The sequence below is a fragment of the Streptococcus pseudopneumoniae genome (assembly GCF_001072375.1).
Taxonomy (GTDB): Bacteria; Bacillota; Bacilli; order Lactobacillales; family Streptococcaceae; genus Streptococcus; species Streptococcus pseudopneumoniae_L.
This window is the reverse complement of the sequence record NZ_JVKV01000070.1, coordinates 21328-44527: the sequence shown is the minus strand read 5'-3', so window position 1 is coordinate 44527 and position 23200 is coordinate 21328. Positions and strand designations below refer to the sequence as shown.

The window sequence follows — 23200 nt, the reverse complement described above, 5'->3', positions numbered from 1 at the left end:
TTAAATTATAAACCATGACATGAGAAAACGAGCATCTCCAAGAACGGAAATGCTCGTTTTTGAGATTTAGAAGCTAGTTTTTATGTAGCTTCTTATTTTTGTAGTTTAAATTTATAAATCATTTTAGACAAGTTCACTGATTGAAGTGAAGTCACGATTCAAGCCTTCTGCAACTGGCTGGCTGGTGAGGTATCCTTGATAGGTTGTCACACCTTCAAGCAAGCCTGCGTCTTCAAGGATAGCTTTCTTAAATCCTTTTCCTGCCAAGGCTTCGATATATGGAAGAGTCACATTTGTAAGGGCAATCGTAGATGTGCGAGCAACTGCTCCAGGAATGTTAGCAACGGCATAGTGAAGAACACCGTGTTTTTCATAGACAGGTTCATCGTGAGTTGTTACACGGTCAGCTGTAGCGATAACGCCACCTTGGTCTACAGCAACGTCAACGATGACAGAACCAGGACGCATTTGTTGAACCATGTCATCTGTTACCAATTTTGGTGCTTTGGCACCAGGAATCAATACTGCACCGATCACAACGTCTGCTTCACGTACACTTGCTTCGATATTAAATGGATTAGACATGAGGGTTTGGATTTGGTGACCAAAGACGTCTTCAAGGACAGAGAGACGTTTAGCACTGATATCAAGAATGGTTACTTGAGCTCCCAAACCAAGAGCGATGCGAGCTGCGTGTGTACCAACGACACCACCACCGATAATGGTTACTTTTCCTTTAGGAACACCAGGAACCCCACCGAGTAGAACTCCTGAACCGCCAGCTTGTTTCGTCAAGAAGTGGGCTCCGATTTGGACTGCCATACGACCAGCAACCTCACTCATTGGGACGAGGAGAGGAAGTTGTCCTTGAGTATCACGGACTGTCTCATAAGCAACACCCGTTGTTTTAGCTGCAAGCATAGCATCAGCCAATTCTGGAGCGGCAGCCATGTGCAAGTAGGTGAAGAGAAGTAAGTCTTCACGCAAGAACTGGTACTCACTAGCAAGCGGTTCCTTGACTTTAACAACCAATTCTGCAGACCAGGCTTCAGCAGCAGTTGCGACAATTTCTGCTCCTTGTTTTTCATAGTCAGCATCAGTAAAACCAGATCCAAGTCCAGCATTTGTTTCGATGAGGACACGGTGGCCACGACCAACGAGACTTTGTACACCAGCAGGTGTCAGAGCAACACGATTTTCATTATTTTTAATTTCCTTTGGAATTCCAATTAACATAGGATAACTCACTTTCTATTAAGCTGTTTCAATTTATGTATCACATCATTCTTCAGAGTTTTTGTGATGACTTTATTGTATATGAAACCGTTTTAAATTGCAAGAAAAACTTGTAAACCTATTTCTTTTATGTTATTCTTTTAGCAATCTATTTTGAGAGGTGCAATCATGGAATCACTATTTATCAAACTAGCCAAGCATCAAATTATCGAAACAGAACGCTTAGTTCTTAGACCTGTGACACTTGATGATGCAGAAGCCATGTTTGAATATGCTTCAGACAAGGAAAATACGCGATTTACTTTTCCAACCAATCAAAGTCTAGAGGAAACTAAGAACAATATTGCCCAGTTTTATCTAGCCAATCCATTGGGCCGATGGGGAATTGAACTAAAAAGTACTGGAGAGTTTATCGGAACTATTGACCTGCACAAGATGGATACTGTTCTTAAGAAGGCAGCCATTGGTTACATTATCAATCAAAAATATTGGAATCAAGGTTTGACAACTGAAGCCAATCGAGCCGTGATTGAACTAGCTTTTGAAAAGATAGGAATGAATAAGTTGACGGCTTTTCATGATAAGGATAATCCTGCATCAGGAAAAGTCATGGAGAAATCAGGTATGCACTTCTCCTACGAAGAACCATATGCTAGAATGGACTATAAAGAACCAGGACGAATTGTAACACGTGTACATTACATTTTAACCAAGGAAGATTATTTTGCAAATAAGTAAGCAGTTGAAAAGATTTTTCAGCTGTTTTTTCTTTCTCTTACGAATAAGCTAAGAGAGGAGAAAATATGGAAGAACTTATTGAGAAAATCAAAGAATATAAAATCATTGTTATCTGTGCTATTTTGGGTTTAGTCTTGGGTGGATTTTTCCTCCTAAAGCCATTCGCTCAAACACCTGCCAAGGAAAGTAATTTGCAAACGGAAGTTGCAGTTATTTCTAAGGATTCGACGGATGAAAAGGAAGATAAAAATCAGAAGGAAGAAGTGGTGGAGCAAGATTTGATTACTGTAGATGTCAAAGGTGCCGTCAAATCACCTGGAATCTATGATTTACCAGTTGGAAGTCGTATCAATGATGCTGTTCAAAAAGCTGGTGGACTGACAGATAATGCCGATAGTAAGTCTATCAATCTTGCCCAGAGAATTAGCGATGAAGCACTTGTCTATGTTTCGACTAAGGAAGAAGCTACTAGTCAAGAGGCGCAGTCAAAAGCTTCCAGCACCAAAGAAAATAAGAAAGTCAATCTCAATAAAGCCAGTTTAGAGGAACTGAAACAAGTCAAAGGCTTAGGTGCGAAACGTGCGCAAGATATTATTGATCATCGTGAGTCTAATGGTAAGTTCAAGTCAGTTGATGATCTCAAAAAGGTTTCTGGTATTGGTGCAAAAACGATAGAAAAGTTAAAAGAGTATGTCACAGTGGATTAATCGTTTTCCCATCCCCAAAATATATCTTAGTTTTCTTTTGCTATGGCTCTACTATGCAATTTTTTCAGCAAGTGTATTAGCACTTTTGGGCTTTGCCTTTTTACTAGTCTGCCTCTTTTTCCAATTTCCATGGAAAACTGTGACCAAGGTTCTCTTGATTTGTGGACTTTTTGGGAGTTGGTTTATTTTTCAAAAATGGCAGCAAGACGAAGCCAGTCTGAATCTTGTAGACACGGTTGATACAGTGAAAATATTACCTGACACCATCAAGGTGAATGGTGATAGCTTATCTTTTCGTGGCAAGGCTGATGGTAGACTCTTTCAGGTCTATTATAAACTTCAATCAGAAGTTGAAAAGGAAAAATTTCAGCAGTTGTCTGATCTGTATGAAATGGTTGTGAAAGGCAAGTTAGCTAGTCCTCAAGGAGCCAGTAATTTTGCGGGTTTTGATTATCGAAACTATCTCAAAACGCAGGGAATTTATCAGACCTTGACTATATCAGAAATTGTTGAATTAAGGAAAACGAGTAGTTGGGATATTGAAGAAAATCTATCAAGTTTGCGGAGAAAAGCAGTTGTTTGGATTAAACGGAATTTTCCCAATCCCATGCGCAATTATATGACAGGTCTTTTATTGGGACATTTAGATACAGACTTTGAGGAAATGAATGAACTCTACTCGAGTCTAGGGATTATTCATCTTTTTGCTTTGTCTGGGATGCAGGTTGGATTCTTCATGGATTCTTTTAAAAAGTTACTCTTGCGATTGGGCTTGACACAAGAGAAGTTCAAATGGCTAGCTTATCCCTTTTCTTTGTTTTATGCAGGCTTGACAGGATTTTCAGCTTCAGTTATTCGTAGTCTTCTACAAAAGCTATTGGCTCAGCATGGCTTTAAGTCACTGGATAATTTTGCTTTGACAATTCTTATTCTATTTTTAATCATGCCGAACTTTTTCTTAACTGCTGGGGGAGTTCTTTCCTGTGCTTATGCCTTTATCCTGACAATGACTGGTGAGGAAGTAGCAGGGGTAAAAGGTCTGGTTAGAGAGAGTTGCATTATTTCCTTGGGAATTCTGCCAATTTTATCTTTTTACTTTTCTGAATTCCAACCGTTGTCCATTCTCTTGACATTTGTCTTTTCATTCTTGTTTGACATGGTCCTATTGCCACTTTTATCGATTATCTTCTGTCTGTCATTTATATATCCCATCACCCAGTTCAACTTTCTCTTTGAATGGCTTGAAAACATCATTCGCTATATTTCTCAGCTATCTACGAGGCCACTTGTTTTTGGACAGCCGAGTCTTTGGATTTTAATCCTTCTTTTGATTACTTTAGCTCTCATCTATGACTATCGAAAGAATTTGAAAAAAATATCTATGCTTGTCATAGTTGCCATCTCATTCTTTTTAGTAACCAAACATCCACTGGAAAATGAAATCACAGTCCTAGATATGGAACAGGGGCGAAGCATTTTCCTAAGAGACATGACAGGAAAGACCATACTACTGGATGTTGGTGAAAAACTAGCAGTTGAAAAGAAAGAAGTCTGGCAGGAGAAAGCTATTACCAGCAATGCCAAACGTAGTTTAATTCCTTATCTGAAAAGTCGAGGAGTGGCCAAGATTGATCAGTTGGTTCTGACGACTAGTGATACTAAGCAGTTAGATCATGTGTTAGAAATCAGTAAAGCCTTCCAGCTTAGAGAGATTCTAGTAACTGAAGAAACTCTATCACAGAGAGAATTCATGGATAAGTTGAAGGAAAGCAAAGTCAACCTACGTTCAATTAAAAAAGGAGACAGCTTATTTGTTTTTGGGAGTAGTTTGGAAGTAATCGAAACTCAAAATAAGGATAAAAATGATTCAATTACAATGTATGGAAAGTTACTAAATCAAACCTTTCTAGTTACTGGAAATATAGAGGAGAAGTTATTAACCAAGTCTTATCCAAAAATCCAAGCAGATGTAGTGCTAACTCATCAGCAAGCATCGAAGAAAAAGACAGATGGTGAGGTCTTCAAAACTGTACACCCTAAAATCACGGTCATTTCAATAGACAAGAAAAAATCATTTAAAGTTAAAAATGGGGAGAATAACCAAGAAGATAAAGAACTTGAGAATTTGGTATTAAAAACTGACAAAAAGGGTGCTATACGTTTTAAAGGCTGGACTACTTGGAATGTTGAAACTGTTCAATAAGGTTTTCAGAGAAAACTAAACATTAAAATTGTCTAAACAATCATTCAAGGCTTGATTTTGAATCCTGTTTACTATAAAATAGTTAAGATTGGTGTCAAACTTTTATATTGCAAATAGGAGAAAAAATGACAAAAACTTTGAAACGTCCTGAGGTTCTATCACCTGCAGGAACACTAGAAAAACTAAAAGTAGCTGTTCAATACGGAGCAGATGCAGTCTTTATTGGTGGTCAGGCCTATGGTCTACGTAGTCGTGCAGGAAACTTCACTTTCGAACAAATGGAAGAAGGAGTACAGTTCGCGGCTAAGTATGGAGCTAAGGTTTATGTGGCTGCCAATATGGTTATGCACGAGGGAAATGAAGAAGGTGCTGGAGAATGGTTCCGTAAATTGCGTGATATCGGTATTGCAGCGGTTATCGTTTCTGACCCTGCCTTAATCATGATTGCAGCAACAGAAGCACCAGGACTTGAAATCCACCTTTCAACACAAGCTAGTGCGACCAACTATGAAACTCTTGAATTCTGGAAAGAACTTGGATTGACTCGTGTCGTTTTGGCGCGTGAGGTTTCTATGGAAGAATTGGCAGAAATTCGCAAACGTACAGACGTTGAGATTGAAGCTTTTGTACATGGAGCTATGTGTATCTCATATTCTGGCCGTTGTACCCTTTCTAACCACATGAGTATGCGTGATGCCAACCGTGGTGGATGTTCACAATCTTGCCGTTGGAAATATGACCTTTACGATATGCCATTTGGTAAAGAGCGTAAGAGTCTTAAGGGAGAAATTCCTGAAGAGTTCTCCATGTCTGCGGTTGATATGTCTATGATTGACCATATCCCAGATATGATTGAAAATGGTGTGGACAGTCTTAAAATTGAAGGACGTATGAAGTCCATCCACTATGTTTCAACAGTGACAAACTGCTACAAGGCTGCTGTTGATGCCTACCTTGAAAGTCCTGAAAAGTTTGAAGCTATCAAGCAAGACTTGATTGATGAAATGTGGAAGGTTGCCCAACGTGAATTGGCTACAGGTTTCTATTACGGAACACCATCTGAAAACGAACAACTATTCGGTGCTCGTCGTAAGATTCCAGAATACAAGTTTGTTGCTGAAGTAGTAGCTTATGATGATGCAACGCAAACAGCAACTATTCGCCAACGTAACGTTATCAACGAAGGAGACCAAGTTGAGTTTTATGGCCCAGGTTTCCGCCATTTTGAAACTTATATCGAAGACCTTCATGATGCCAAAGGTAACAAGATTGACCGTGCACCAAATCCAATGGAACTTTTAACTATCAAGGTTCCACAACCAGTACAAGCAGGTGATATGGTCCGTGCTTTGAAAGAAGGTTTGATTAATCTTTACAAAGAAGATGGAACAAGCGTTACAGTTCGTGCCTAGATAAGGAAAGTCAATGGTTCAAGCTCATGGATTACTAGTAGATGATGAAAGCAGATGTGTTCATTACCATAGTGATAAAGATATCGTAGCGCTCCAGTGTAATGAGTGTAAGAAATACTATGCCTGTTATCAGTGTCACAATACGCTAGAGGAGCACACATTTTCTCCCTATCCTTTAAGACTTAAACAGAATAAACCTATCTTATGTGGTTCCTGTAAGACGACCCTAACTTATGAGGAATATACAGAGAAAGGAAACTGTCCTCACTGTAAAGCTGCATTCAATCCAGCTTGCCAGAGCCACCATTTATATTATTTTAAATAAGAAACGATAAATCCAAGTTGTAAAACTTGGATTTTTCTTTTCAGAAAAATAGGAAAGATAAGGAAAATAACCTGAAAAGACATTAAAATTTTCTATATGATTGTCTTGAAAATCGTAAAATTAGAAATAAATGATTTGAAACGCTTTCAATGCTAGTAAAGAGTTGACAAAAGCAAATTTTAGGACTAAACTAGGGAAGTAAATTTAATTTAAAAAAGGAGAATTCGTCATGAATTTAACATTTTTCGGTCTATGTCTTGCCTGTATGGGTGTATCTCTTGCAGAAGGATTTTTGATGAACGGTTTGTTCAAATCTGCAGCACGCCAACCAGATATCATTCCACAATTGCGTAGTTTGATGATCATGGGGATTGCCTTTATCGAAGGAACTTTCTTTGTAACCTTGGCGATGTCATTCGTTATCAAATAGACAACTCTATTTAGAAATGGAGGTGTCAAACCATGGAAGAAAGTTTGAATCCAACCGTTAATATTGGACCAATATCCTTTGATTTGACCCTGCTTGCCATGTCTCTTGTAACTGTTTTGATGGTTTTTGCCTTTGTCTACTGGGCAAGTCGTAAAATGGCCATCCGTCCAAAGGGCAAACAGAATGCTCTTGAGATGATTTATGACTTTGTGATTGGTTTTACAAAACCAAACATTGGAGATTCATATATCAAGGATTATTCCTTGTTCTTGTTCTCTCTATTTCTGTTTATCTTGGTTGCCAACAATATTGGCTTAATGGCAAAAGTACAAACAACAAACGGTTATAACTTGTGGACTTCCCCAACAGCCAACCTTGGATACGATTTATCCCTCTCCTTATTGATCACTTTGATCGCCCATGTAGAAGGAATTCGTCGTAGAGGCGTTAAAGAATATTTGAGAGCATTTGTTACTCCTGGCTTTATGACTCCGATGAACGTTTTAGAAGAGTTCACCAATTTTGCCTCCTTGGCGATTCGGATTTACGGAAATATTTTCGCCGGTGAGGTCTTGGCAGGATTGTTATTAGCCTTGTCACAATATGCCTTTTATTGGTATCCTTTTGCCTTTATTGCAAACATGTTATGGACAGCCTTTTCAATTTTCATTTCATGTATTCAAGCGTATGTATTTACCATGTTGTCTTCTATGTACATTGGTAAAAAGGTAAATGGTGAGGAAGAGTAAGTAGAGGAGGATTAGAAGATGGATTTAACTATTAGTACCATTATCGGTGACTTTATTCTTATCGCTGGTTCCTTCCTTTTATTAATTTTTTTAGTTAAGAAATATGCTTGGGGAAATATTACCAGTATTTTGGATCAACGTGCTGAAAAGATTTCTTCAGATATTGATGGTGCTGAGGAAGCTCGTAAAAAGGCTGAGGAACTAGCAAGTAAGCGAGAGGCTGAGCTAGCAGGTAGCCGTACCGAAGCTAAAACGATTATCGAGAATGCAAAGGAAACAGCTGAAAAGAGCAAATCAGATATTCTGGCTGAAGCTAAGCTAGAAGCTGGTCGCTTGAAAGAAAAAGCTAACCAAGAAATTGCGCAAAACAAAGCAGAGGCTTTACAAAGCGTTAAAGGTGAGGTAGCAGATTTGACAGTTAGTCTAGCTGGAAAAATTATCTCACAAAACCTTGACGGTCATGCCCACAAAGAACTCATTGATCAGTATATTGATCAGCTAGGAGAAGCTTAATGGACAAAAAGACAGTAAAGGTAATTGAAAAATACAGCATGCCTTTTGTCCAATTGGTGATTGAAAAAGGAGAAGAAGATTCTATCTTCTCAGACTTGACCCAAATTAAGCAAGTTGCTGAAGAAACAGACTTGCCTTCTTTTTTGGCTCAGGTGGATGTGGATGAGTCTGACAAGGAAAAAACAGTCAGTTATTTCCAAGATTCTGCATCGCCATTATTACAAAACTTCATTCAAGTTCTGTTGTACAATCATCGATCAAATCTTTTTTATGATGTGATTGTAGATTGTTTAAACAGTCTTGAGAGAGAAACGAATCGTTTTGAAGTAACGATTATGTCTGCTCATCCTCTAACAGATGAACAAAAAGAACGTTTGCTTCCAATTATAGAGAAAAAGATGTCTTTAAAAGTGCGTAGCATTAAAGAAGAAATCGACGATAGTTTAATCGGTGGTTTTGTTATTATCGCCAATCACAAGACAATTGATGTTAGTATTAAACAACAACTTAAAGTTGTTAAGGAAAATTTGAAATAGAAAGTGGTGTTCTTTTGGCAATTAACGCACAAGAAATCAGCGCTTTAATTAAGCAACAAATTGAAAATTTCAAACCCAATTTTGATGTGACTGAAACTGGTGTTGTAACCTACATCGGTGACGGAATTGCGCGTGCTCATGGCCTAGAAAATGCCATGAGTGGAGAGTTGTTGATTTTTGAAAACGGCTCTTATGGTATGGCGCAAAACTTAGAATCAACTGATGTTGGTATTATTATCCTTGGAGACTTTACAGATATCCGCGAAGGCGATACTATTCGTCGTACAGGAAAAATCATGGAAGTTCCTGTTGGTGATAGCTTAATTGGACGTGTCGTGGATCCACTTGGTCGTCCAGTAGATGGGCTTGGTCCAATCGACACAAACAAAACTCGTCCAGTTGAAGCGCCAGCTCCTGGGGTTATGCAACGTAAATCAGTATCACAACCATTGCAAACTGGTTTGAAAGCTATTGATGCCCTTGTTCCAATCGGTCGTGGACAACGTGAGTTGATCATCGGTGACCGTCAAACAGGGAAAACTACCATTGCTATCGATGCAATCTTGAATCAAAAAGGTCAAGATATGATTTGTATCTATGTAGCGATTGGTCAAAAAGAATCAACAGTTCGTACACAAGTAGAAACACTTCGTCAGTACGGAGCCTTGGATTACACAATCGTTGTGACAGCGTCAGCTTCACAACCTTCTCCATTGCTTTTCCTTGCACCTTATGCAGGGGTTGCTATGGCCGAAGAATTTATGTACCAAGGTAAGCATGTCTTGATCGTTTATGATGACTTATCTAAACAAGCGGTAGCTTATCGTGAACTTTCTCTCTTGCTCCGTCGTCCACCAGGTCGTGAAGCCTTCCCAGGGGATGTATTCTACCTTCACAGTCGTCTGCTTGAACGTTCTGCTAAAGTTTCTGATGAACTTGGTGGTGGATCTATCACAGCTCTTCCATTTATCGAAACACAAGCAGGAGATATTTCAGCCTATATCGCTACAAACGTAATCTCTATTACAGATGGACAAATCTTCTTAAGCGATAGTCTCTTTAATGCTGGTATCCGTCCGGCTATTGATGCGGGTTCTTCTGTATCTCGTGTTGGTGGTTCTGCTCAGATTAAAGCCATGAAGAAAGTTGCTGGTACACTCCGTATCGACCTTGCTTCATACCGTGAGTTGGAAGCCTTCACTAAATTTGGTTCGGACTTGGATGCAGCTACTCAGGCTAAATTGAACCGTGGTCGTCGTACTGTAGAAGTATTGAAACAACCTGTTCACAAACCATTACCTGTTGAGAAACAAGTTACTATTCTCTATGCTTTGACCCATGGTTTCTTGGATACAATTCCTGTAGACGATATCGTTCGTTTCGAAGAAGAGTTCCATATGTTCTTTGATGCTCAACATCCTGAGATTTTGGAAACCATTCGTGAAACAAAAGACTTGCCAGATGAAGCAGTCTTGGATGCTGCGATTACTGAGTTTCTCAATCAATCAAGCTTCCAATAAGAATAGAGGTGTCAGATGGCAGTATCTCTAAATGATATTAAAACAAAAATCGCCTCAACAAAAAATACTAGTCAAATTACTAACGCTATGCAGATGGTTTCTGCAGCTAAGTTAGGTCGTTCTGAAGAAGCAGCTCGTAACTTCCAAGTGTATGCACAAAAAGTGCGTAAACTAGTTACAGATATCCTCCACGGAGATGGTGCAGGCGGATCAACTAACCCTATGTTGATCAGTCGCCCCGTCAAAAAAACAGGCTATATCGTCATTACATCTGACCGTGGTCTTGTTGGAGGATATAATTCTTCAATCTTAAAAGCTGTCATGGAAATTCAGCAAGAATACCATCCTTCAGGTGATGATTTTGAAGTCATCTGTATTGGTGGTATGGGAGCCGATTTCTTCAAATCACGTGGTATTCAACCTATCTATGAATTGCGTGGACTTGCAAGCCAACCAAGCTTTGATGAAGTTCGTAAGATTATTACAAAAACGATTGAAATGTATCAAAACGAACTTTTCGATGAGCTCTACGTTTGCTACAACCACCACGTGAATACATTGACAAGTCAAATGCGTGTAGAACAGATGCTTCCAATCGTGGACTTGGATCCAAATGAAGCAGATGATAACTATAGCTTGACATTTGAGCTTGAAACAAGTCGTGAAGAAATCTTGAATCAATTGCTGCCACAGTTTGCAGAAAGTATGATTTATGGTGCTATTATTGATGCCAAGACAGCTGAAAATGCTGCTGGTATGACAGCTATGCAAACAGCGACAGATAATGCCAAAAAAGTGATTAATGATTTGACAATCCAGTATAACCGTGCCAGACAGGCGGCGATTACACAAGAAATCACAGAAATCGTGGCAGGAGCTAGCGCTTTAGAATAAAGCCATCTTGCTCATATCAATGAACTTAGGACCTAGCAAAACTAGGAACCGACAGTATCTTATATAGAATAGGAGAAGGAGATGAGTTCAGGTAAAATTGCTCAGGTTATCGGACCCGTTGTAGACGTTTTGTTTGCAGCAGGGGAAAAACTTCCTGAGATTAACAATGCACTTGTCGTCTACAAAAATGACGAAAAGAAAACAAAAATCGTCCTTGAAGTAGCCTTAGAGTTGGGGGATGGTATGATTCGTACCATCGCCATGGAATCAACAGATGGTTTGACTCGTGGAATGGAAGTATTGGACACAGGTCGTCCAATCTCTGTACCAGTAGGTAAAGAAACCTTGGGACGTGTCTTCAACGTTTTGGGAGACACTATTGACTTGGAAGCTCCTTTTGGAGAAGATGCAGAGCGTCAGCCAATTCATAAAAAAGCACCTACTTTTGATGAGTTATCTACCTCTTCAGAAATTTTAGAAACAGGGATTAAGGTTATCGACCTTCTTGCCCCATATCTTAAAGGTGGTAAGGTCGGGCTCTTCGGTGGTGCCGGAGTTGGTAAGACTGTCTTGATTCAAGAGTTGATTCACAACATTGCCCAAGAACACGGTGGGATCTCAGTATTTACTGGTGTTGGGGAACGTACTCGTGAAGGGAATGACCTTTACTGGGAAATGAAAGAATCAGGCGTTATCGAGAAAACAGCCATGGTATTTGGTCAGATGAATGAACCACCAGGAGCACGTATGCGTGTTGCCCTTACTGGTTTGACAATCGCTGAATACTTCCGTGATGTAGAAGGTCAAGACGTTCTTCTCTTTATTGACAACATTTTCCGTTTCACACAAGCTGGTTCAGAAGTATCTGCCCTTTTAGGTCGTATGCCATCAGCCGTTGGTTACCAACCAACCCTCGCAACAGAAATGGGTCAATTGCAAGAACGTATCACTTCAACTAAGAAAGGTTCTGTAACCTCTATCCAGGCTATCTACGTGCCAGCGGATGACTATACTGACCCAGCGCCAGCAACAGCTTTCGCCCACTTGGATTCTACAACCAACTTGGAACGTAAATTGGTTCAATTGGGTATCTACCCAGCCGTTGATCCACTTGCTTCGAGCTCTCGTGCTTTAGCGCCTGAAATCGTTGGAGAAGAGCATTATGCAGTAGCTGCTGAAGTTAAACGTGTCCTTCAACGTTACCATGAATTGCAAGATATCATTGCGATCCTTGGTATGGATGAACTTTCTGATGAAGAAAAAACTTTGGTTGCTCGTGCCCGTCGTATTCAGTTCTTCCTTTCACAAAACTTCAACGTTGCGGAACAATTTACTGGTCAACCAGGTTCTTATGTTCCAGTAGCGGAAACAGTTCGTGGATTTAAGGAAATTCTTGACGGAAAACACGATCATCTCCCAGAAGATGCCTTCCGTGGAGTAGGTTCAATCGAAGATGTTATTGCTAAGGCTGAAAAAATGGGATTTTAAGAGGTGATCTATGGCTCAGTTAACTGTCCAGATCGTGACACCAGATGGCCTCGTCTATGATCACCATGCCAGCTTTGTATCAGTTCGAACTCTGGATGGTGAGATGGGGATCTTGCCACGACATCAAAATATGATTGCGGTATTAGCAGTTGATGAAGTTAAAGTCAAACGTATTGATGATGATTCGCATGTCAACTGGATAGCAGTAAATGGAGGAATCATCGAGATTGCAAATGATGTGATTACTATCATTGCAGACTCAGCTGAGCGTGCTCGTGATATCGATATTAGCCGTGCAGAACGTGCCAAACTTCGTGCAGAACGTGAAATTGAAGAAGCACAAGACAAACACTTGATTGACCAAGAGCGTCGTGCTAAAATTGCATTACAACGTGCTATTAACCGAATCAATGTCGGAAATAAACTATAAAAAAATGAGGTTGGGACAAAAAGATCCTGACCTCACTTTTTATTAGCAATCAAACTTTGACGTGGTAGCTGATTGACTTTTTATTCGTCTTTTAGACTCCAAAAAGCTCCTAATCATTCTCGCGGGTCTGGGACTACGAAATCGAGACTTTGTCTATAGATTTCTGTCCCACCGCCATTTTTCTATGTTTAAAAGGTGACGCAAACCGCTTCAGGTACGTGAAAGTCATTGGAAAGTTCTGCAAGACGACCAGTTTCTGGATTGCGTTTAAATACTGTTGCATTATCAGAATCCTGATGAACAGCGATGAGAAATTCTTGGTCTGGTGAGAGAATAAAATCTCGAGGAGTTTTTCCGTTTGTAGGAACGAATTCCAACAATTCTAAACTGCCATCAGCTAGAATAGTGTAGACTACAATAGAATCGTGACCACGGTTTGATGCGTAAAGGTATTTTCCATCTTTTGAGAGACGAATTGCAGCAGTTCCATTAAAGTCATTAAATCCTTCAGGTAGTGTAGAAATAACTTGCATTTTTTCAAATGCACCAACACCATCATAAATCAAAACTTCAATTGTACTATTGAGTTCACAGATGAGATAAGCAATCTTGTAGTGGTTATGAAAAACAAGGTGACGTGCACCAGCACCGGGACTACAGTTGTAAGTAGCTAGCTTATTTAGTTTTCCTTCTGGATTGACATCATAAGTAGTAACCTCATCAGTACCTAAATCGCAAGTGACTAAATACTGATCTGGTGTTAAATCTGTAAAGTGTACATGTGGAGAAGCTTGGTTTTCATGAGGACCATGACCGCTATGTTGAACTATATCAGCCAATTCTAGACTACCATCTTCTTTACGTTTATAGACCAGAACTTGTCCCTTATGATAGTTAGCACCGTATACTAGGCCACGTTTTTCATCAACAGCAACATAACAGTGAGGGGCTCCTTCTGTTACAACATGGTTAAGTAAAGTACCATCAGTTTGATAGGCAGCAATTCCCCCTTGTCCGTCTTTGCTACCGACTGTGTAGAGGTGATTTTCTTGATCAAATGCAAGATAGGTAGGACTTGGTTCAGTAGCGAATAGTTTAAGATTTGATAATTGCCCAGTCTCTGTATCAAAATCAGCTTGATAAATCCCTTGGGATAAGCGACGAGTGTAGGTTCCGAAATAAATTGTTTCAATCATATCTATACCTCTAAATAAAGATGTTTCTATTATATCATAAATTAGGAGACCTGAAGAAAATAGTGAAAAAAGTATGAAATATCTAAGTATAAAATTAGTAAAAAGCAAGGTCGCTTTGTTAAAGTTTTCAATCGTCACTTCAACACTTTAAAAACAGTTTATTCCCTGTAAAAATGGTATAATGAAAAGACAAAGGAAAGGAAGTAGATATGGAACAAAAGGAGAAACATTTTAATTTATCTTGGTTTTTTAAATGGTTTTTAGATAATAAGGCTGTTACTGTATTTTTGGTAGCCTTGTTACTAGGTCTCAATATTTTTATTTTAAGTAAGATTAGTTTTTTATTTATCCCTGTTGTGGATTTTTTATCGGTTGTCATGTTACCTGTTATTTTATCAGGATTGCTTTTTTATTTGTTAAATCCACTGGTGGATTTGATGGAGAAGTACAAGATAAATCGTGTCTTAGCCATTAGTATTATCTTTGTCATTATTGCTATACTTCTGATTATTGGTCTGGCTGTTGCGATTCCAAATCTTCAACGTCAAGTAGTTATTTTTGCGCAAAATGTACCAAATTATCTCGAAGATGCTGATAGAGTTATTGATGATCTTGTAACTAAGCGTTTGCCAGATGACTTTAGACCTCAACTGGAACAGGTTCTGGCTCAGTTTTCAACACAAGCAACTGCTTGGGCAAGTAATATATCTTCTAAGGCTGTGAACTGGGTGAGTGCTCTTATCAGTGGAACGTCTCAAGTCATTGTCGCTCTAATTATCATGCCGTTTATGCTCTTTTATCTCCTTAGAGATGGAAAAGGCTTGAGAGATCATATCACTCAATTCTTACCAAATAAATTGAGAGAACCAGTAGGTAAGGTTCTAACGGATGTGAACCAACAACTTTCTAACTATGTTAGAGGACAAATTACTGTTGCTATTATCGTGGCAATTATGTTTATCATCTTCTTTAAAATTATTGGTTTGAGATATGCGGTGACTCTTGGTATTACTGCTGGGGTCTTAAATCTTATCCCTTATCTTGGAAGTTTCCTTGCTATGATACCAGCTCTGGTCTTAGGGTTAATTGCTGGACCAGTTATGCTCTTGAAAGTTATTATCGTTTTTATCGTAGAGCAGACAATTGAAGGTCGTTTTGTGTCTCCATTGATTTTAGGTAGTCAGCTAAACATCCATCCAATCACTATTCTATTCGTTTTGTTGACGTCTGGTTCTATGTTTGGTGTTTGGGGAGTCCTATTGGGAATTCCTGTTTATGCTTCAGCCAAAGTTGTTATTTCAGCGATTTTTGAATGGTATAAAAAAGTTAGTGGTCTGTATGAGTTAGAAGAGGAGGTTGAAGGTGAGCAATAGTCAAGAAATGCTTGAAGCTTTGGATCAGCAAGATTTAACAAAAGCTGATCACTATTTTCAAAAAGCCTTGGTAGAAGACCCTGATGATCTTCTTCTGGAACTGGCTTATTATCTAGAAGGTATTGGTTTTTATCCACAAGCTCGTCAAATCTATGAAAAACTAGCTCCAATATTTCCAGAAGTAAATCTCAATCTAGCTAGTATCGCAAGCGAAGATGGACAAATCGAAGAAGCGTTTGCCTATCTAGAAGAAATTCAACCCAATAGCGATTCTTATGTATCTGCGCTTGTTTTAAAGGCTGATTTCTATCAAATGGAAGGATTGACGGATGTAGCTCGTGAGAAGCTCTTAGAAGCTCTTAATTACTCTGATGATCCTCTATTGATTTTTGGGCTAGCAGAGTTAGATAGTGAACTTGGAAATGATTTAGAAGCGATTAAGGGCTATGCTCAACTGGATAATCGTGAAATATATGAGCAGACAGGGATTTCGACCTATCAACGAATTGGTACTGCCTATGCTCGACTTGGAAAGTTTGAATCAGCCATAGAGTTTTTAGAAAAAGCTTTAGAGTTAGAGTATGAAGATCAGACTGCATTTGAATTAGCAAGTCTTTACTTTGATCAAGAGGAATATCAAAAGGCAGTTTTATATTTTAAACAGCTGGATACTATTTCTCCAGATTTTGAAGGGTATGAATATGGTTATAGTCAGGCTCTACATAAGGAACATCAGACTGAGCAAGCCTTACTGATAGCTCAACAAGGTTTGGAAAAAAATCCATTCGAAACACGTTTACTACTCATTGCTTCACAATTATCTTATGAATTGCATCAACCTGAGCAGGCGGAAGCTTATCTGCTTCAAGCCCAAGAAGATGCGGAAGACCAAGAAGAAATCCTCTTGCGACTAGCAACCATGTATCAGGAGCAAGAAAGGTATGAGGATATTCTAGCCTTAGAAGTATATGAGCCAGAAAATCTCTTGACTAAGTGGATGATTGCACGGAGTTACCAAGAAACTGAAGATTTGGATGCTGCCTATGAATCTTATCAGGCATTGGTTCCAGAACTCAAGGAAAATCCTGAGTTTTTAGAGCAATACATTCATCTATTACGCGAACTTGGAAGGTTTGAAGAAGCAAAAGAACAGATCCAACACTATCTCAAGTTGGTTCCTGATGACATACAAATGCAAGATTTGTATGAACGTTTATGATAAATGAACAGTAGTCGTCTTAGCAGGCGACTATTTTTATAAAAATAAAGATTTAAAAATCTATAAATTCCATCATAAAAATGAATAGATACAGTATGAATTTTTATCTTTTTTTTGATATAATTGTTATAGTTAAATTGAAAAAACTCACTCAAAAAGTGAAACATAGAAAGATTTGAATTATGACACAAGTAAAAATCGTAACAGATTCTTCTGTTACCATTGAACCAGAAGTGGTCAAAGAATTAAATATTACCGTCGTTCCGCTCTCTGTAATGATTGATAGTGTTCTTTATTCGGATGCTGATCTTGAAGAAGGGGAATTTCTTCGCTTGATGAAAGAGAGTAAAAATCTGCCTAAAACAAGTCAACCTCCTGTTGGACTCTTTGCTGAGATCTTTGATGAGTTGAGTAAAGACGGGAGTCAAATTTTAGCCATTCATATGTCTCATGCCTTATCAGGAACTGTCGAAGCAGCTCGTCAGGGTGCAAGTTTGTCAACAGCTAATGTGACTGTATTGGATAGTTCCTTTACAGATCAAGCCCTAAAATTTCAAGTAGTTGAAGCAGCTAAGTTAGCTCAAGAAGGACAAGACATTGAGACAATTGTGGCTCATGTTGAAGAAGTAAAGAAGAACACAGAGCTCTATATTGGTGTTTCTACCTTGGAAAACCTTGTTAAAGGTGGTCGTATTGGTCGAGTGACAGGTCTTTTAAGCTCTCTATTAAATATCCGCGTAGTCATGCAGATGAAAGATGATGAATTGCAACCAATCGTTAAAGGACGTGGAGCTAAAACCTTTAAGAAATGGTTGGATGAACTGGTTTCAAAACTGTCAGAGCGTTCTGTTGCAGAAATTGGTATTTCCTATTCTGGAACTCGGGACTGGGCAGAAGAGATGAAAGAAATCCTACAACCATTCGTTGAAAAACCAATCTCTGTACTTGAAACAGGTTCTATTATTCAGACCCATACAGGTGAAAATGCTTGGGCTATTTTGGTCAGATACGAGTCCTAAAAAAATAAAGAAAATAGCAAGAAATAGCGTTTTTGACTTGACCTACAAGAGAATTTAGGATATGATTGTAATTGTTAATTAGAAAATATTTGGAGGAATTATTAACATGGCAAACAAACAAGATTTGATCGCTAAAGTAGCAGAAGCTACAGAATTGACAAAGAAAGACTCAGCAGCAGCAGTTGATGCTGTATTTGCAGCAGTAGCTGATTACCTTGCAGCTGGTGAAAAAGTTCAATTGATCGGTTTTGGTAATTTCGAAGTTCGTGAGCGTGCAGCACGTAAAGGTCGCAACCCACAAACTGGTAAAGAAATCACTATCGCAGCTTCAAAAGTTCCAGCATTCAAAGCTGGTAAAGCTCTTAAAGACGCTGTTAAATAATGAATTTAGAAAAAGCCTATTGTATCAAGCTTTCTAGCTTGGTCAATAGGCTTTTTTTGTAGTTTTGGGGCAAAAAAGGGGCAGGAAAGAACAGTATTTTCTATACCAGTCATTGATTTTAAGCTCTACTATTGGTAAGAATAGTGAGGCTGAGAAGCCTATCTCAAGTTAGGCTTGCAGACTCTCATCTATACAATTGGCACTAAATGGATAGCAAACAAGGATGGTGAGCAGAGTTTCCTTTCAAGCACTGATCCCTTTATAGAATTTCTTGACAGAGCTAGTGAAAGGGTTTACAATTATATAAAAGAAGTTAGGAGGAAAGGAAGATGATTATTTCAACTACGGGAATTGAAGGGAAAAAAATCCTATCCTACAAAGGAATCGTCTTTGGTGAAGTGGTTGCTGGCGTTAATATGTTCAAAGATATGGCTGCTGGCTTCCGTAATGTTTTTGGAGGACGAGCTAGTAGTTATGAAGGCGAGTTGACTCAAGCAAGAGAAGAAGCTCTAGCAGAAATGATGGAGCGTGCAAGTGAACGTGGAGCAAATGCTATTATAGGTATAAAAATGGACTATGAAACTTTAGGTGCTGAAAATGGTATGCTAATGGTCACTTGTAGTGGTACAGCAGTTGTGGTTGACTCCTAATTTGAAGAAACAAAAAAAGAACAGTCGGAACTGTTCTTTTTATGATTATTTGAGACCGTATTTTTTGTTGAAACGATCCACGCGTCCATCTGCTTGAGTGAACTTTTGACGTCCAGTGTAGAATGGGTGTGAGTCTGATGAAATTTCCACACGGATCAATGGGTAAGTTTCGCCTTCGAACTCAACAGTTTCGTTAGAGCGTTTTGTTGAACCGCTAAGGAATTGGTAACCAGTAGTTGTGTCCATGAAGACAACTGGGCGATATTCTGGATGGATATCTTTTTTCATTTTGCAATATTTCCTTTCTGCCATGGTCTCTTTGCGAGCCATAGATTGTTACCATACTAGTCTATCAGATTCTGATAAGTTTGGCAAGCTTTTTATCTATTTTTTCAGTAAGTTTTTTAATTTTTGATAGATGACTTCATTTTCCTCTAGGCTATAGGAGTTAGCACCACTTGCAAGTGGGTGACCTCCACCATCATGTTCTTTTGCAACACCATTGATTGGAACGAATTTACTGCGAAGACGTACGCGGTAGTGGCCATCTGCTTGTTCTACAAAAATTCCCCATAGATTGACATCCTCAATACGACCTGGAGCTCCAACAATAGCAGCTGTTTCAGAATCAGTTATTTGGTAAGACTGGAGAAGTTCTTGGCTTAGAATGACACGGGCAACTCCATTTTCATCGACTTCTAGGTGATCATAGACATAACCTTGTAGTTTGGCAATTTTGAAACTAATCGTGTCCATTTTACGAGTTAATTCAGCATAGTCAAAGTTATGTTCTCTAAGTTGACTTGCTATACGAAGAGTACGTGCAGAAGTTGATGGATAAAGGAAACGGCCTGTATCACCAATAATTCCAGCACAGAGCATTTTAGCAGCGTAGTCAGATAATTCTAGGTTAGTTGCTTCAGCAAAGAGAGCAATCATCTCACTGGCACTGCTAGAGTTGGTATCTACCCAAACAAGATCTCCATAGACTTCGTCATTTGGATGGTGATCAATTTTAATAATGATTTCAGCATTAGTATAACGTTTATCATCGATACGAGCGGTATTTGCTGTATCACAGATGATAGCAAGCGCACCTTGATAATCCTTGTCTTCTACCTGATCCATCTTTGTAAGCCATGTTAGGGTTGGCTCATCATAACCAACTACCTTGATATTTTTTTCTGGGAAATGGTGTTCCAGAAGGGCTTTGAGTCCAACTTGACTTCCTAAGGCATCAGGATCCGGTTTCATGTGACGGTGAATGATAATGGTATCATATGCTTTAATTTTTTCTAAAATTTGATGGCAAATTTCCATAAGTGACCTCAATTCTTTCTTATTTCATTGTAGCACAAGAGTTTTTATTTTTAAAATGAAAAAGATGTGATATAATGGAGAAAGATAAATTGAGGAGGACGATATGGCATTAGCAAAAATTGTATTTGCCAGTATGACCGGTAATACCGAAGAAATTGCAGATATTGTAGCAGATAAATTGCGTGAATTGGGCTTAGAGGTGGATGTTGATGAGTGTACAACTGTTGACGCATCTGACTTTCTTGAAGCAGATATCGCGATCGTTGCAACCTACACTTACGGTGATGGAGAGTTACCAGATGAGATGATGGACTTCTACGAAGACCTAGCAGATCTTAACTTGAGTGGTAAAATCTACGGTGTGGTAGGATCAGGCGATACTTTCTATGATGAGTTCTGTAAAGCTGTTGATGACTTTGATCGTGTATTTGTGGCAACAGGAGCTGAAAAGGGATCAGAGTGTGTCAAAGTGGATCTCTCTGCAGAAGAAGAAGATATCGAACGCTTGGAACAATTTGCAGAAGAATTAGCTGCTAAAGTAGGATAAGCATGAAGTTGCACTGATGAAAGTTGTCAGTGCAGTTTTTGTTAGTTTTCCCTAGGAATGAACTAGCCCATTTAGAAGCTTTTTATAAATTGATTCAAATTAAGAAGGAGGATCTATGGATTTAGATATTATTAGACAAGAAATCGATCAAATTGATGACCAAATCGTAAAACTCTTAGAAGAAAGAATGCATCTAGTTGAGGGGGTAGTTGCTTATAAAAAAGCTTCAGGAAAAGCTATTCTAGATACTAAAAGAGAGGAAGCTATCTTTGAGAAGGTCAGAAATCACGTCAGCAATAAAAAATACGAAGAGACAATCGTTGAGACTTTTTCTGATATTCTCAAACGTTCGCGCGATTATCAGGATAAAAACATCAAATGAAAAAAGAACAATTTTACCCACTAGGAATCTTTCTATCTGCCATGCTGGGAGGACTTGTCCGATATCAGATTTCGAGATGGTTTCCAGCCAGTCCAGACTTTCCATGGGGAACTCTCTTTGCTAACTATCTAGGAATTTTCTGCTTAGTCTATCTTGTCAAAGGTTATTTGGTTTATAAGGGAAGCAGTAAAGGTGTCATTTTAGCGCTTGGAACTGGCTTCTGTGGAGGATTAACGACTTTTTCAAGCCTCATGTTAGATGGCGTGAAATTGCTGGATACAGGTTCTTACCTAAGTCTACTAATCTATCTAGTTCTGAGCATTGGTGGTGGACTTTTATTGGCTTATTGTTTAGGGAGGAAGAAATGGTAGTATTATATCTAGCACTTGCTTGTGGACTAGGTGCCCTCGTGCGTTATTTCTTTTCACGTTATAATCAGGGGTCTGTACTGCCTCTAGGAACTCTCATAGCTAATCTACTGGGCTGTTTTTTGATCGGCTTATTTTACAATCATGTGGAGTCTAAAGAAGTCTATCTTATCCTTGCCACAGGATTTTGTGGAGGTCTAACCACTTTTTCAACCTTGAATGATGAACTCCAAAAACTCTTGGCTGATAAGAAGGTCTTTTACAGTTATTTTCTCTTGACCTACTTAGGTGGTTTGCTTGTTATTTTTTTAGGAATTTTACTGTGTAAGTGTCTAGTGTTTTGAGATAAATAGAAAATATTGAACTAACGGAAAAATCCGTTAGTTCTTTTTTGTATTTTGGGAGGAAAAATTATGAGACGAAAAAGTAAGGAGAGAATTTCAAGAGAGATGATAATCCAGTTTTTGATGAAGGAAACAGGTTCCACACGAAAAGAAATAATAGCAAGTATAGGAGAACTTGAGGCCTTTGGGTTGATAGGATTTACCATGAATGGTGACTTTAGACTGAAAGAGGTGTAATTTATGAAACAAATTCAGTTTATTAGTGCTAGCCATTATCAGACATCTGATCGCTTTTATGCCTTACCAAAGGTTTTGTTTGAAAATCCTATTTATGAGGATATGAGGTTAGATGCAAAAGTCGCTTATGCCATGCTTAAAGATAGACTAGATCTTTCTTTCAAGAATAATTGGATTGATGAGAATGGAAATATTTATCTGGTTTATTCCAACTCTAATTTGATGAAGATACTAAGTTGCTCGAAATCTACCCTATTAAGAATTAAGAAGCAACTCACAGAGTATGGATTAATTCATGAGGTTCAACAATCTACAAGTAAATCAGGAAATCTAGCTAACCGAATTTACCTTGGTCTCTTGCAAGATGACACAGTTGCTAGAATGGTTGATAAATCAGGTGATTCCAAATCTGATACTAGGGGGGTGTCAGATTTAGACCAGGGGGGTGTCAAAAAAACACCAGGGGGGTGTCAGATTTATACGGACCTGGTGTCAAATTTAGACCCTAACGATACTGAATATAGTGAGACTAATAATAAAGACACTGAATTAGTTATTTCTGAGGAGGACGAGGAGAGGTTTCCTAGAAATTCCCCAAATAATAAACAAGACAGACTTTCCAGAAAAGTTGATAAAGCTAGCAAGTATGATAAGGATTATATTTATGATTTAGTTTATTCTCAACTTTTAGAAGAAAATTACTCAGATACGATGGCAGCCTATATCATGATGCCATTTGAAGAACGCTATCGATATGCTTTAGAAAATATGCGATTTGCCCGTTCATCAGAAGTAATTGCTGAATATGTTTTTAATGGGTTACTTGCGATTTACAATAGTAACGCTCGAAAGTGTATTGAAAATCATTAAAAAAATTATTCAGAAAGTAATTTTTATATGTGATATCTGACCTGAGCAAGTCCTAAAACTACTCTTGTTCTTTGAAAATTGAATATCCCCACTGTCCCGATTAGCGCAGTCT

General features: G+C 38.6%; 28 protein-coding genes. 24 read left to right on the top strand and 4 right to left on the bottom strand.

Going from position 1 to position 23200, the window contains the following annotated elements:
- Window positions 1–123 precede the first annotated feature (123 nt).
- The gene (gene ald / locus ADH31_RS05765; RefSeq protein ID WP_049509490.1) at window positions 124–1236 is read right to left on the bottom strand and encodes an alanine dehydrogenase; all 1113 of its coding nucleotides are present in this window, start codon (window positions 1234–1236) and stop codon (window positions 124–126) included.
- Between the two features lie 168 nt (window positions 1237–1404).
- Here ald and ADH31_RS05760 point away from each other — a divergent pair, with 168 nt between their 5' ends.
- From ADH31_RS05760 to ADH31_RS05700, 13 genes are all read left to right on the top strand, one after another.
- Complete coding sequence (locus tag ADH31_RS05760; protein ID WP_049509488.1) at window positions 1405–1974, top strand: GNAT family N-acetyltransferase; 570 nt, start codon at window positions 1405–1407, stop codon at window positions 1972–1974.
- Between the two features lie 65 nt (window positions 1975–2039).
- Window positions 2040–2681 carry a helix-hairpin-helix domain-containing protein gene (locus ADH31_RS05755; RefSeq protein ID WP_049509486.1) on the top strand — a complete coding sequence of 214 codons (642 nt, stop codon included), beginning with the start codon at window positions 2040–2042 and terminating at the stop codon, window positions 2679–2681.
- Window positions 2665–4884, top strand: a complete 2220-nt coding sequence (locus tag ADH31_RS05750) for a ComEC/Rec2 family competence protein (protein ID WP_049509484.1) — start codon at window positions 2665–2667, stop codon at window positions 4882–4884. The genes ADH31_RS05755 and ADH31_RS05750 overlap by 17 nt, the downstream gene beginning before the upstream one ends.
- Before the next feature lie 125 nt (window positions 4885–5009).
- A complete protein-coding gene (locus tag ADH31_RS05745; protein WP_000169115.1) occupies window positions 5010–6296 on the top strand; it encodes a peptidase U32 family protein in 1287 nt (428 codons plus the stop codon).
- A gap of 13 nt (window positions 6297–6309) precedes the next feature.
- On the top strand, window positions 6310–6621 hold the full coding sequence (locus ADH31_RS05740) for a CHY zinc finger protein (protein WP_006148664.1): 312 nt from the start codon (window positions 6310–6312) through the stop codon (window positions 6619–6621).
- Between the two features lie 229 nt (window positions 6622–6850).
- On the top strand, window positions 6851–7051 hold the full coding sequence (locus ADH31_RS05735) for a F0F1 ATP synthase subunit C (protein ID WP_001054551.1): 201 nt from the start codon (window positions 6851–6853) through the stop codon (window positions 7049–7051).
- Window positions 7052–7083: 32 nt separating this feature from the next.
- Entirely contained in the window at window positions 7084–7800 is a 717-nt protein-coding gene (atpB, locus tag ADH31_RS05730) for a F0F1 ATP synthase subunit A (protein WP_000392935.1), read from the top strand.
- Between the two features lie 18 nt (window positions 7801–7818).
- On the top strand, window positions 7819–8313 hold the full coding sequence (gene atpF / locus ADH31_RS05725; protein ID WP_000366310.1) for a F0F1 ATP synthase subunit B: 495 nt from the start codon (window positions 7819–7821) through the stop codon (window positions 8311–8313).
- On the top strand, window positions 8313–8849 hold the full coding sequence (locus tag ADH31_RS05720) for a F0F1 ATP synthase subunit delta (RefSeq protein WP_049509479.1): 537 nt from the start codon (window positions 8313–8315) through the stop codon (window positions 8847–8849). Before atpF ends, ADH31_RS05720 begins: the two co-directional genes overlap by 1 nt.
- A 14-nt stretch (window positions 8850–8863) precedes the next feature.
- Window positions 8864–10369, top strand: coding sequence for a F0F1 ATP synthase subunit alpha (gene atpA / locus ADH31_RS05715; RefSeq protein WP_049503616.1), 1506 nt, complete (start codon window positions 8864–8866; stop codon window positions 10367–10369).
- 15 nt (window positions 10370–10384) lie between these two features.
- On the top strand, window positions 10385–11263 hold the full coding sequence (locus ADH31_RS05710; protein WP_049509476.1) for a F0F1 ATP synthase subunit gamma: 879 nt from the start codon (window positions 10385–10387) through the stop codon (window positions 11261–11263).
- A gap of 81 nt (window positions 11264–11344) precedes the next feature.
- On the top strand, window positions 11345–12751 hold the full coding sequence (gene atpD / locus ADH31_RS05705; RefSeq protein ID WP_000094353.1) for a F0F1 ATP synthase subunit beta: 1407 nt from the start codon (window positions 11345–11347) through the stop codon (window positions 12749–12751).
- Window positions 12752–12761: 10 nt separating this feature from the next.
- Window positions 12762–13181, top strand: coding sequence for a F0F1 ATP synthase subunit epsilon (locus tag ADH31_RS05700; RefSeq protein WP_049503620.1), 420 nt, complete (start codon window positions 12762–12764; stop codon window positions 13179–13181).
- 188 nt (window positions 13182–13369) lie between these two features.
- On the opposite strand, the gene ADH31_RS05695 is transcribed toward ADH31_RS05700, so the two are convergent.
- On the bottom strand, window positions 13370–14377 hold the full coding sequence (locus tag ADH31_RS05695; protein ID WP_049509474.1) for a lactonase family protein: 1008 nt from the start codon (window positions 14375–14377) through the stop codon (window positions 13370–13372).
- 209 nt (window positions 14378–14586) lie between these two features.
- Between ADH31_RS05695 and ADH31_RS05690 the strand changes: the two genes are divergently transcribed.
- From ADH31_RS05690 to ADH31_RS05670, 5 genes are all read left to right on the top strand, one after another.
- Window positions 14587–15750, top strand: a complete 1164-nt coding sequence (locus tag ADH31_RS05690) for an AI-2E family transporter (RefSeq protein WP_049503623.1) — start codon at window positions 14587–14589, stop codon at window positions 15748–15750.
- Window positions 15740–16969 (top strand): tetratricopeptide repeat protein, encoded by a 1230-nt coding sequence (locus tag ADH31_RS05685; protein ID WP_049509471.1) that lies wholly within the window; start codon window positions 15740–15742, stop codon window positions 16967–16969. Before ADH31_RS05690 ends, ADH31_RS05685 begins: the two co-directional genes overlap by 11 nt.
- Window positions 16970–17151: 182 nt before the next feature.
- Complete coding sequence (locus ADH31_RS05680; RefSeq protein WP_049509469.1) at window positions 17152–17988, top strand: DegV family protein; 837 nt, start codon at window positions 17152–17154, stop codon at window positions 17986–17988.
- A gap of 106 nt (window positions 17989–18094) precedes the next feature.
- Window positions 18095–18370 carry an HU family DNA-binding protein gene (locus ADH31_RS05675; RefSeq protein WP_001284633.1) on the top strand — a complete coding sequence of 92 codons (276 nt, stop codon included), beginning with the start codon at window positions 18095–18097 and terminating at the stop codon, window positions 18368–18370.
- A 329-nt stretch (window positions 18371–18699) separates the two neighbouring features.
- Window positions 18700–19020 (top strand): heavy metal-binding domain-containing protein, encoded by a 321-nt coding sequence (locus ADH31_RS05670; protein ID WP_049509467.1) that lies wholly within the window; start codon window positions 18700–18702, stop codon window positions 19018–19020.
- A gap of 45 nt (window positions 19021–19065) precedes the next feature.
- On the opposite strand, the gene ADH31_RS05665 is transcribed toward ADH31_RS05670, so the two are convergent.
- Complete coding sequence (locus tag ADH31_RS05665; RefSeq protein WP_000710764.1) at window positions 19066–19308, bottom strand: type B 50S ribosomal protein L31; 243 nt, start codon at window positions 19306–19308, stop codon at window positions 19066–19068.
- Between the two features lie 96 nt (window positions 19309–19404).
- The gene (locus tag ADH31_RS05660) at window positions 19405–20340 is read right to left on the bottom strand and encodes a DHH family phosphoesterase (protein ID WP_049509465.1); all 936 of its coding nucleotides are present in this window, start codon (window positions 20338–20340) and stop codon (window positions 19405–19407) included.
- Window positions 20341–20443: 103 nt separating this feature from the next.
- Here ADH31_RS05660 and ADH31_RS05655 point away from each other — a divergent pair, with 103 nt between their 5' ends.
- The 6 genes from ADH31_RS05655 (at window position 20444) to ADH31_RS05630 (ending at window position 23088) form a co-directional block, all read left to right on the top strand.
- Complete coding sequence (locus tag ADH31_RS05655; RefSeq protein WP_001162134.1) at window positions 20444–20887, top strand: flavodoxin; 444 nt, start codon at window positions 20444–20446, stop codon at window positions 20885–20887.
- A 115-nt stretch (window positions 20888–21002) separates the two neighbouring features.
- Window positions 21003–21269: a chorismate mutase gene (locus ADH31_RS05650; protein WP_049509463.1), complete on the top strand. Its 267-nt coding sequence runs from the start codon at window positions 21003–21005 to the stop codon at window positions 21267–21269.
- Entirely contained in the window at window positions 21266–21640 is a 375-nt protein-coding gene (crcB, locus tag ADH31_RS05645; RefSeq protein WP_049509462.1) for a fluoride efflux transporter CrcB, read from the top strand. The genes ADH31_RS05650 and crcB (ADH31_RS05645) overlap by 4 nt, the downstream gene beginning before the upstream one ends.
- Window positions 21634–21981 carry a fluoride efflux transporter CrcB gene (crcB, locus tag ADH31_RS05640; protein WP_049509459.1) on the top strand — a complete coding sequence of 116 codons (348 nt, stop codon included), beginning with the start codon at window positions 21634–21636 and terminating at the stop codon, window positions 21979–21981. The genes crcB (ADH31_RS05645) and crcB (ADH31_RS05640) overlap by 7 nt, the downstream gene beginning before the upstream one ends.
- Before the next feature lie 69 nt (window positions 21982–22050).
- Complete coding sequence (locus ADH31_RS10100; protein WP_049509457.1) at window positions 22051–22218, top strand: hypothetical protein; 168 nt, start codon at window positions 22051–22053, stop codon at window positions 22216–22218.
- A 3-nt stretch (window positions 22219–22221) separates the two neighbouring features.
- Entirely contained in the window at window positions 22222–23088 is an 867-nt protein-coding gene (locus tag ADH31_RS05630) for a replication initiator protein A (protein ID WP_049509455.1), read from the top strand.
- Window positions 23089–23200: the final 112 nt, after the last annotated feature.

Bases quoted from the DNA above. Each gene is read 5' to 3' on its own strand.
- ADH31_RS05720 (WP_049509479.1), top strand. From the start codon at position 8,313: ATGGACAAAAAGACAGTAAAGGTAATTGAAAAATACAGCATGCCTTTT.
- ADH31_RS05680 (WP_049509469.1), top strand. From the start codon at position 17,152: ATGACACAAGTAAAAATCGTAACAGATTCTTCTGTTACCATTGAACCA.
- ADH31_RS05740 (WP_006148664.1), top strand. From the start codon at position 6,310: ATGGTTCAAGCTCATGGATTACTAGTAGATGATGAAAGCAGATGTGTT.
- ADH31_RS05750 (WP_049509484.1), top strand. From the start codon at position 2,665: ATGTCACAGTGGATTAATCGTTTTCCCATCCCCAAAATATATCTTAGT.
- atpB (WP_000392935.1), top strand. From the start codon at position 7,084: ATGGAAGAAAGTTTGAATCCAACCGTTAATATTGGACCAATATCCTTT.
- ADH31_RS05695 (WP_049509474.1), bottom strand. From the start codon at position 14,377: ATGATTGAAACAATTTATTTCGGAACCTACACTCGTCGCTTATCCCAA.
- crcB (WP_049509462.1), top strand. From the start codon at position 21,266: ATGAAAAAAGAACAATTTTACCCACTAGGAATCTTTCTATCTGCCATG.
- ADH31_RS05675 (WP_001284633.1), top strand. From the start codon at position 18,095: ATGGCAAACAAACAAGATTTGATCGCTAAAGTAGCAGAAGCTACAGAA.
- ADH31_RS05655 (WP_001162134.1), top strand. From the start codon at position 20,444: ATGGCATTAGCAAAAATTGTATTTGCCAGTATGACCGGTAATACCGAA.
- ADH31_RS05665 (WP_000710764.1), bottom strand. From the start codon at position 19,308: ATGAAAAAAGATATCCATCCAGAATATCGCCCAGTTGTCTTCATGGAC.
- ADH31_RS05690 (WP_049503623.1), top strand. From the start codon at position 14,587: ATGGAACAAAAGGAGAAACATTTTAATTTATCTTGGTTTTTTAAATGG.
- atpF (WP_000366310.1), top strand. From the start codon at position 7,819: ATGGATTTAACTATTAGTACCATTATCGGTGACTTTATTCTTATCGCT.
- ADH31_RS10100 (WP_049509457.1), top strand. From the start codon at position 22,051: ATGAGACGAAAAAGTAAGGAGAGAATTTCAAGAGAGATGATAATCCAG.
- ADH31_RS05755 (WP_049509486.1), top strand. From the start codon at position 2,040: ATGGAAGAACTTATTGAGAAAATCAAAGAATATAAAATCATTGTTATC.
- ald (WP_049509490.1), bottom strand. From the start codon at position 1,236: ATGTTAATTGGAATTCCAAAGGAAATTAAAAATAATGAAAATCGTGTT.
- ADH31_RS05735 (WP_001054551.1), top strand. From the start codon at position 6,851: ATGAATTTAACATTTTTCGGTCTATGTCTTGCCTGTATGGGTGTATCT.
- ADH31_RS05745 (WP_000169115.1), top strand. From the start codon at position 5,010: ATGACAAAAACTTTGAAACGTCCTGAGGTTCTATCACCTGCAGGAACA.
- ADH31_RS05670 (WP_049509467.1), top strand. From the start codon at position 18,700: ATGATTATTTCAACTACGGGAATTGAAGGGAAAAAAATCCTATCCTAC.
- atpD (WP_000094353.1), top strand. From the start codon at position 11,345: ATGAGTTCAGGTAAAATTGCTCAGGTTATCGGACCCGTTGTAGACGTT.
- ADH31_RS05650 (WP_049509463.1), top strand. From the start codon at position 21,003: ATGGATTTAGATATTATTAGACAAGAAATCGATCAAATTGATGACCAA.
- crcB (WP_049509459.1), top strand. From the start codon at position 21,634: ATGGTAGTATTATATCTAGCACTTGCTTGTGGACTAGGTGCCCTCGTG.
- ADH31_RS05660 (WP_049509465.1), bottom strand. From the start codon at position 20,340: ATGGAAATTTGCCATCAAATTTTAGAAAAAATTAAAGCATATGATACC.
- ADH31_RS05700 (WP_049503620.1), top strand. From the start codon at position 12,762: ATGGCTCAGTTAACTGTCCAGATCGTGACACCAGATGGCCTCGTCTAT.
- ADH31_RS05630 (WP_049509455.1), top strand. From the start codon at position 22,222: ATGAAACAAATTCAGTTTATTAGTGCTAGCCATTATCAGACATCTGAT.
- ADH31_RS05710 (WP_049509476.1), top strand. From the start codon at position 10,385: ATGGCAGTATCTCTAAATGATATTAAAACAAAAATCGCCTCAACAAAA.
- ADH31_RS05760 (WP_049509488.1), top strand. From the start codon at position 1,405: ATGGAATCACTATTTATCAAACTAGCCAAGCATCAAATTATCGAAACA.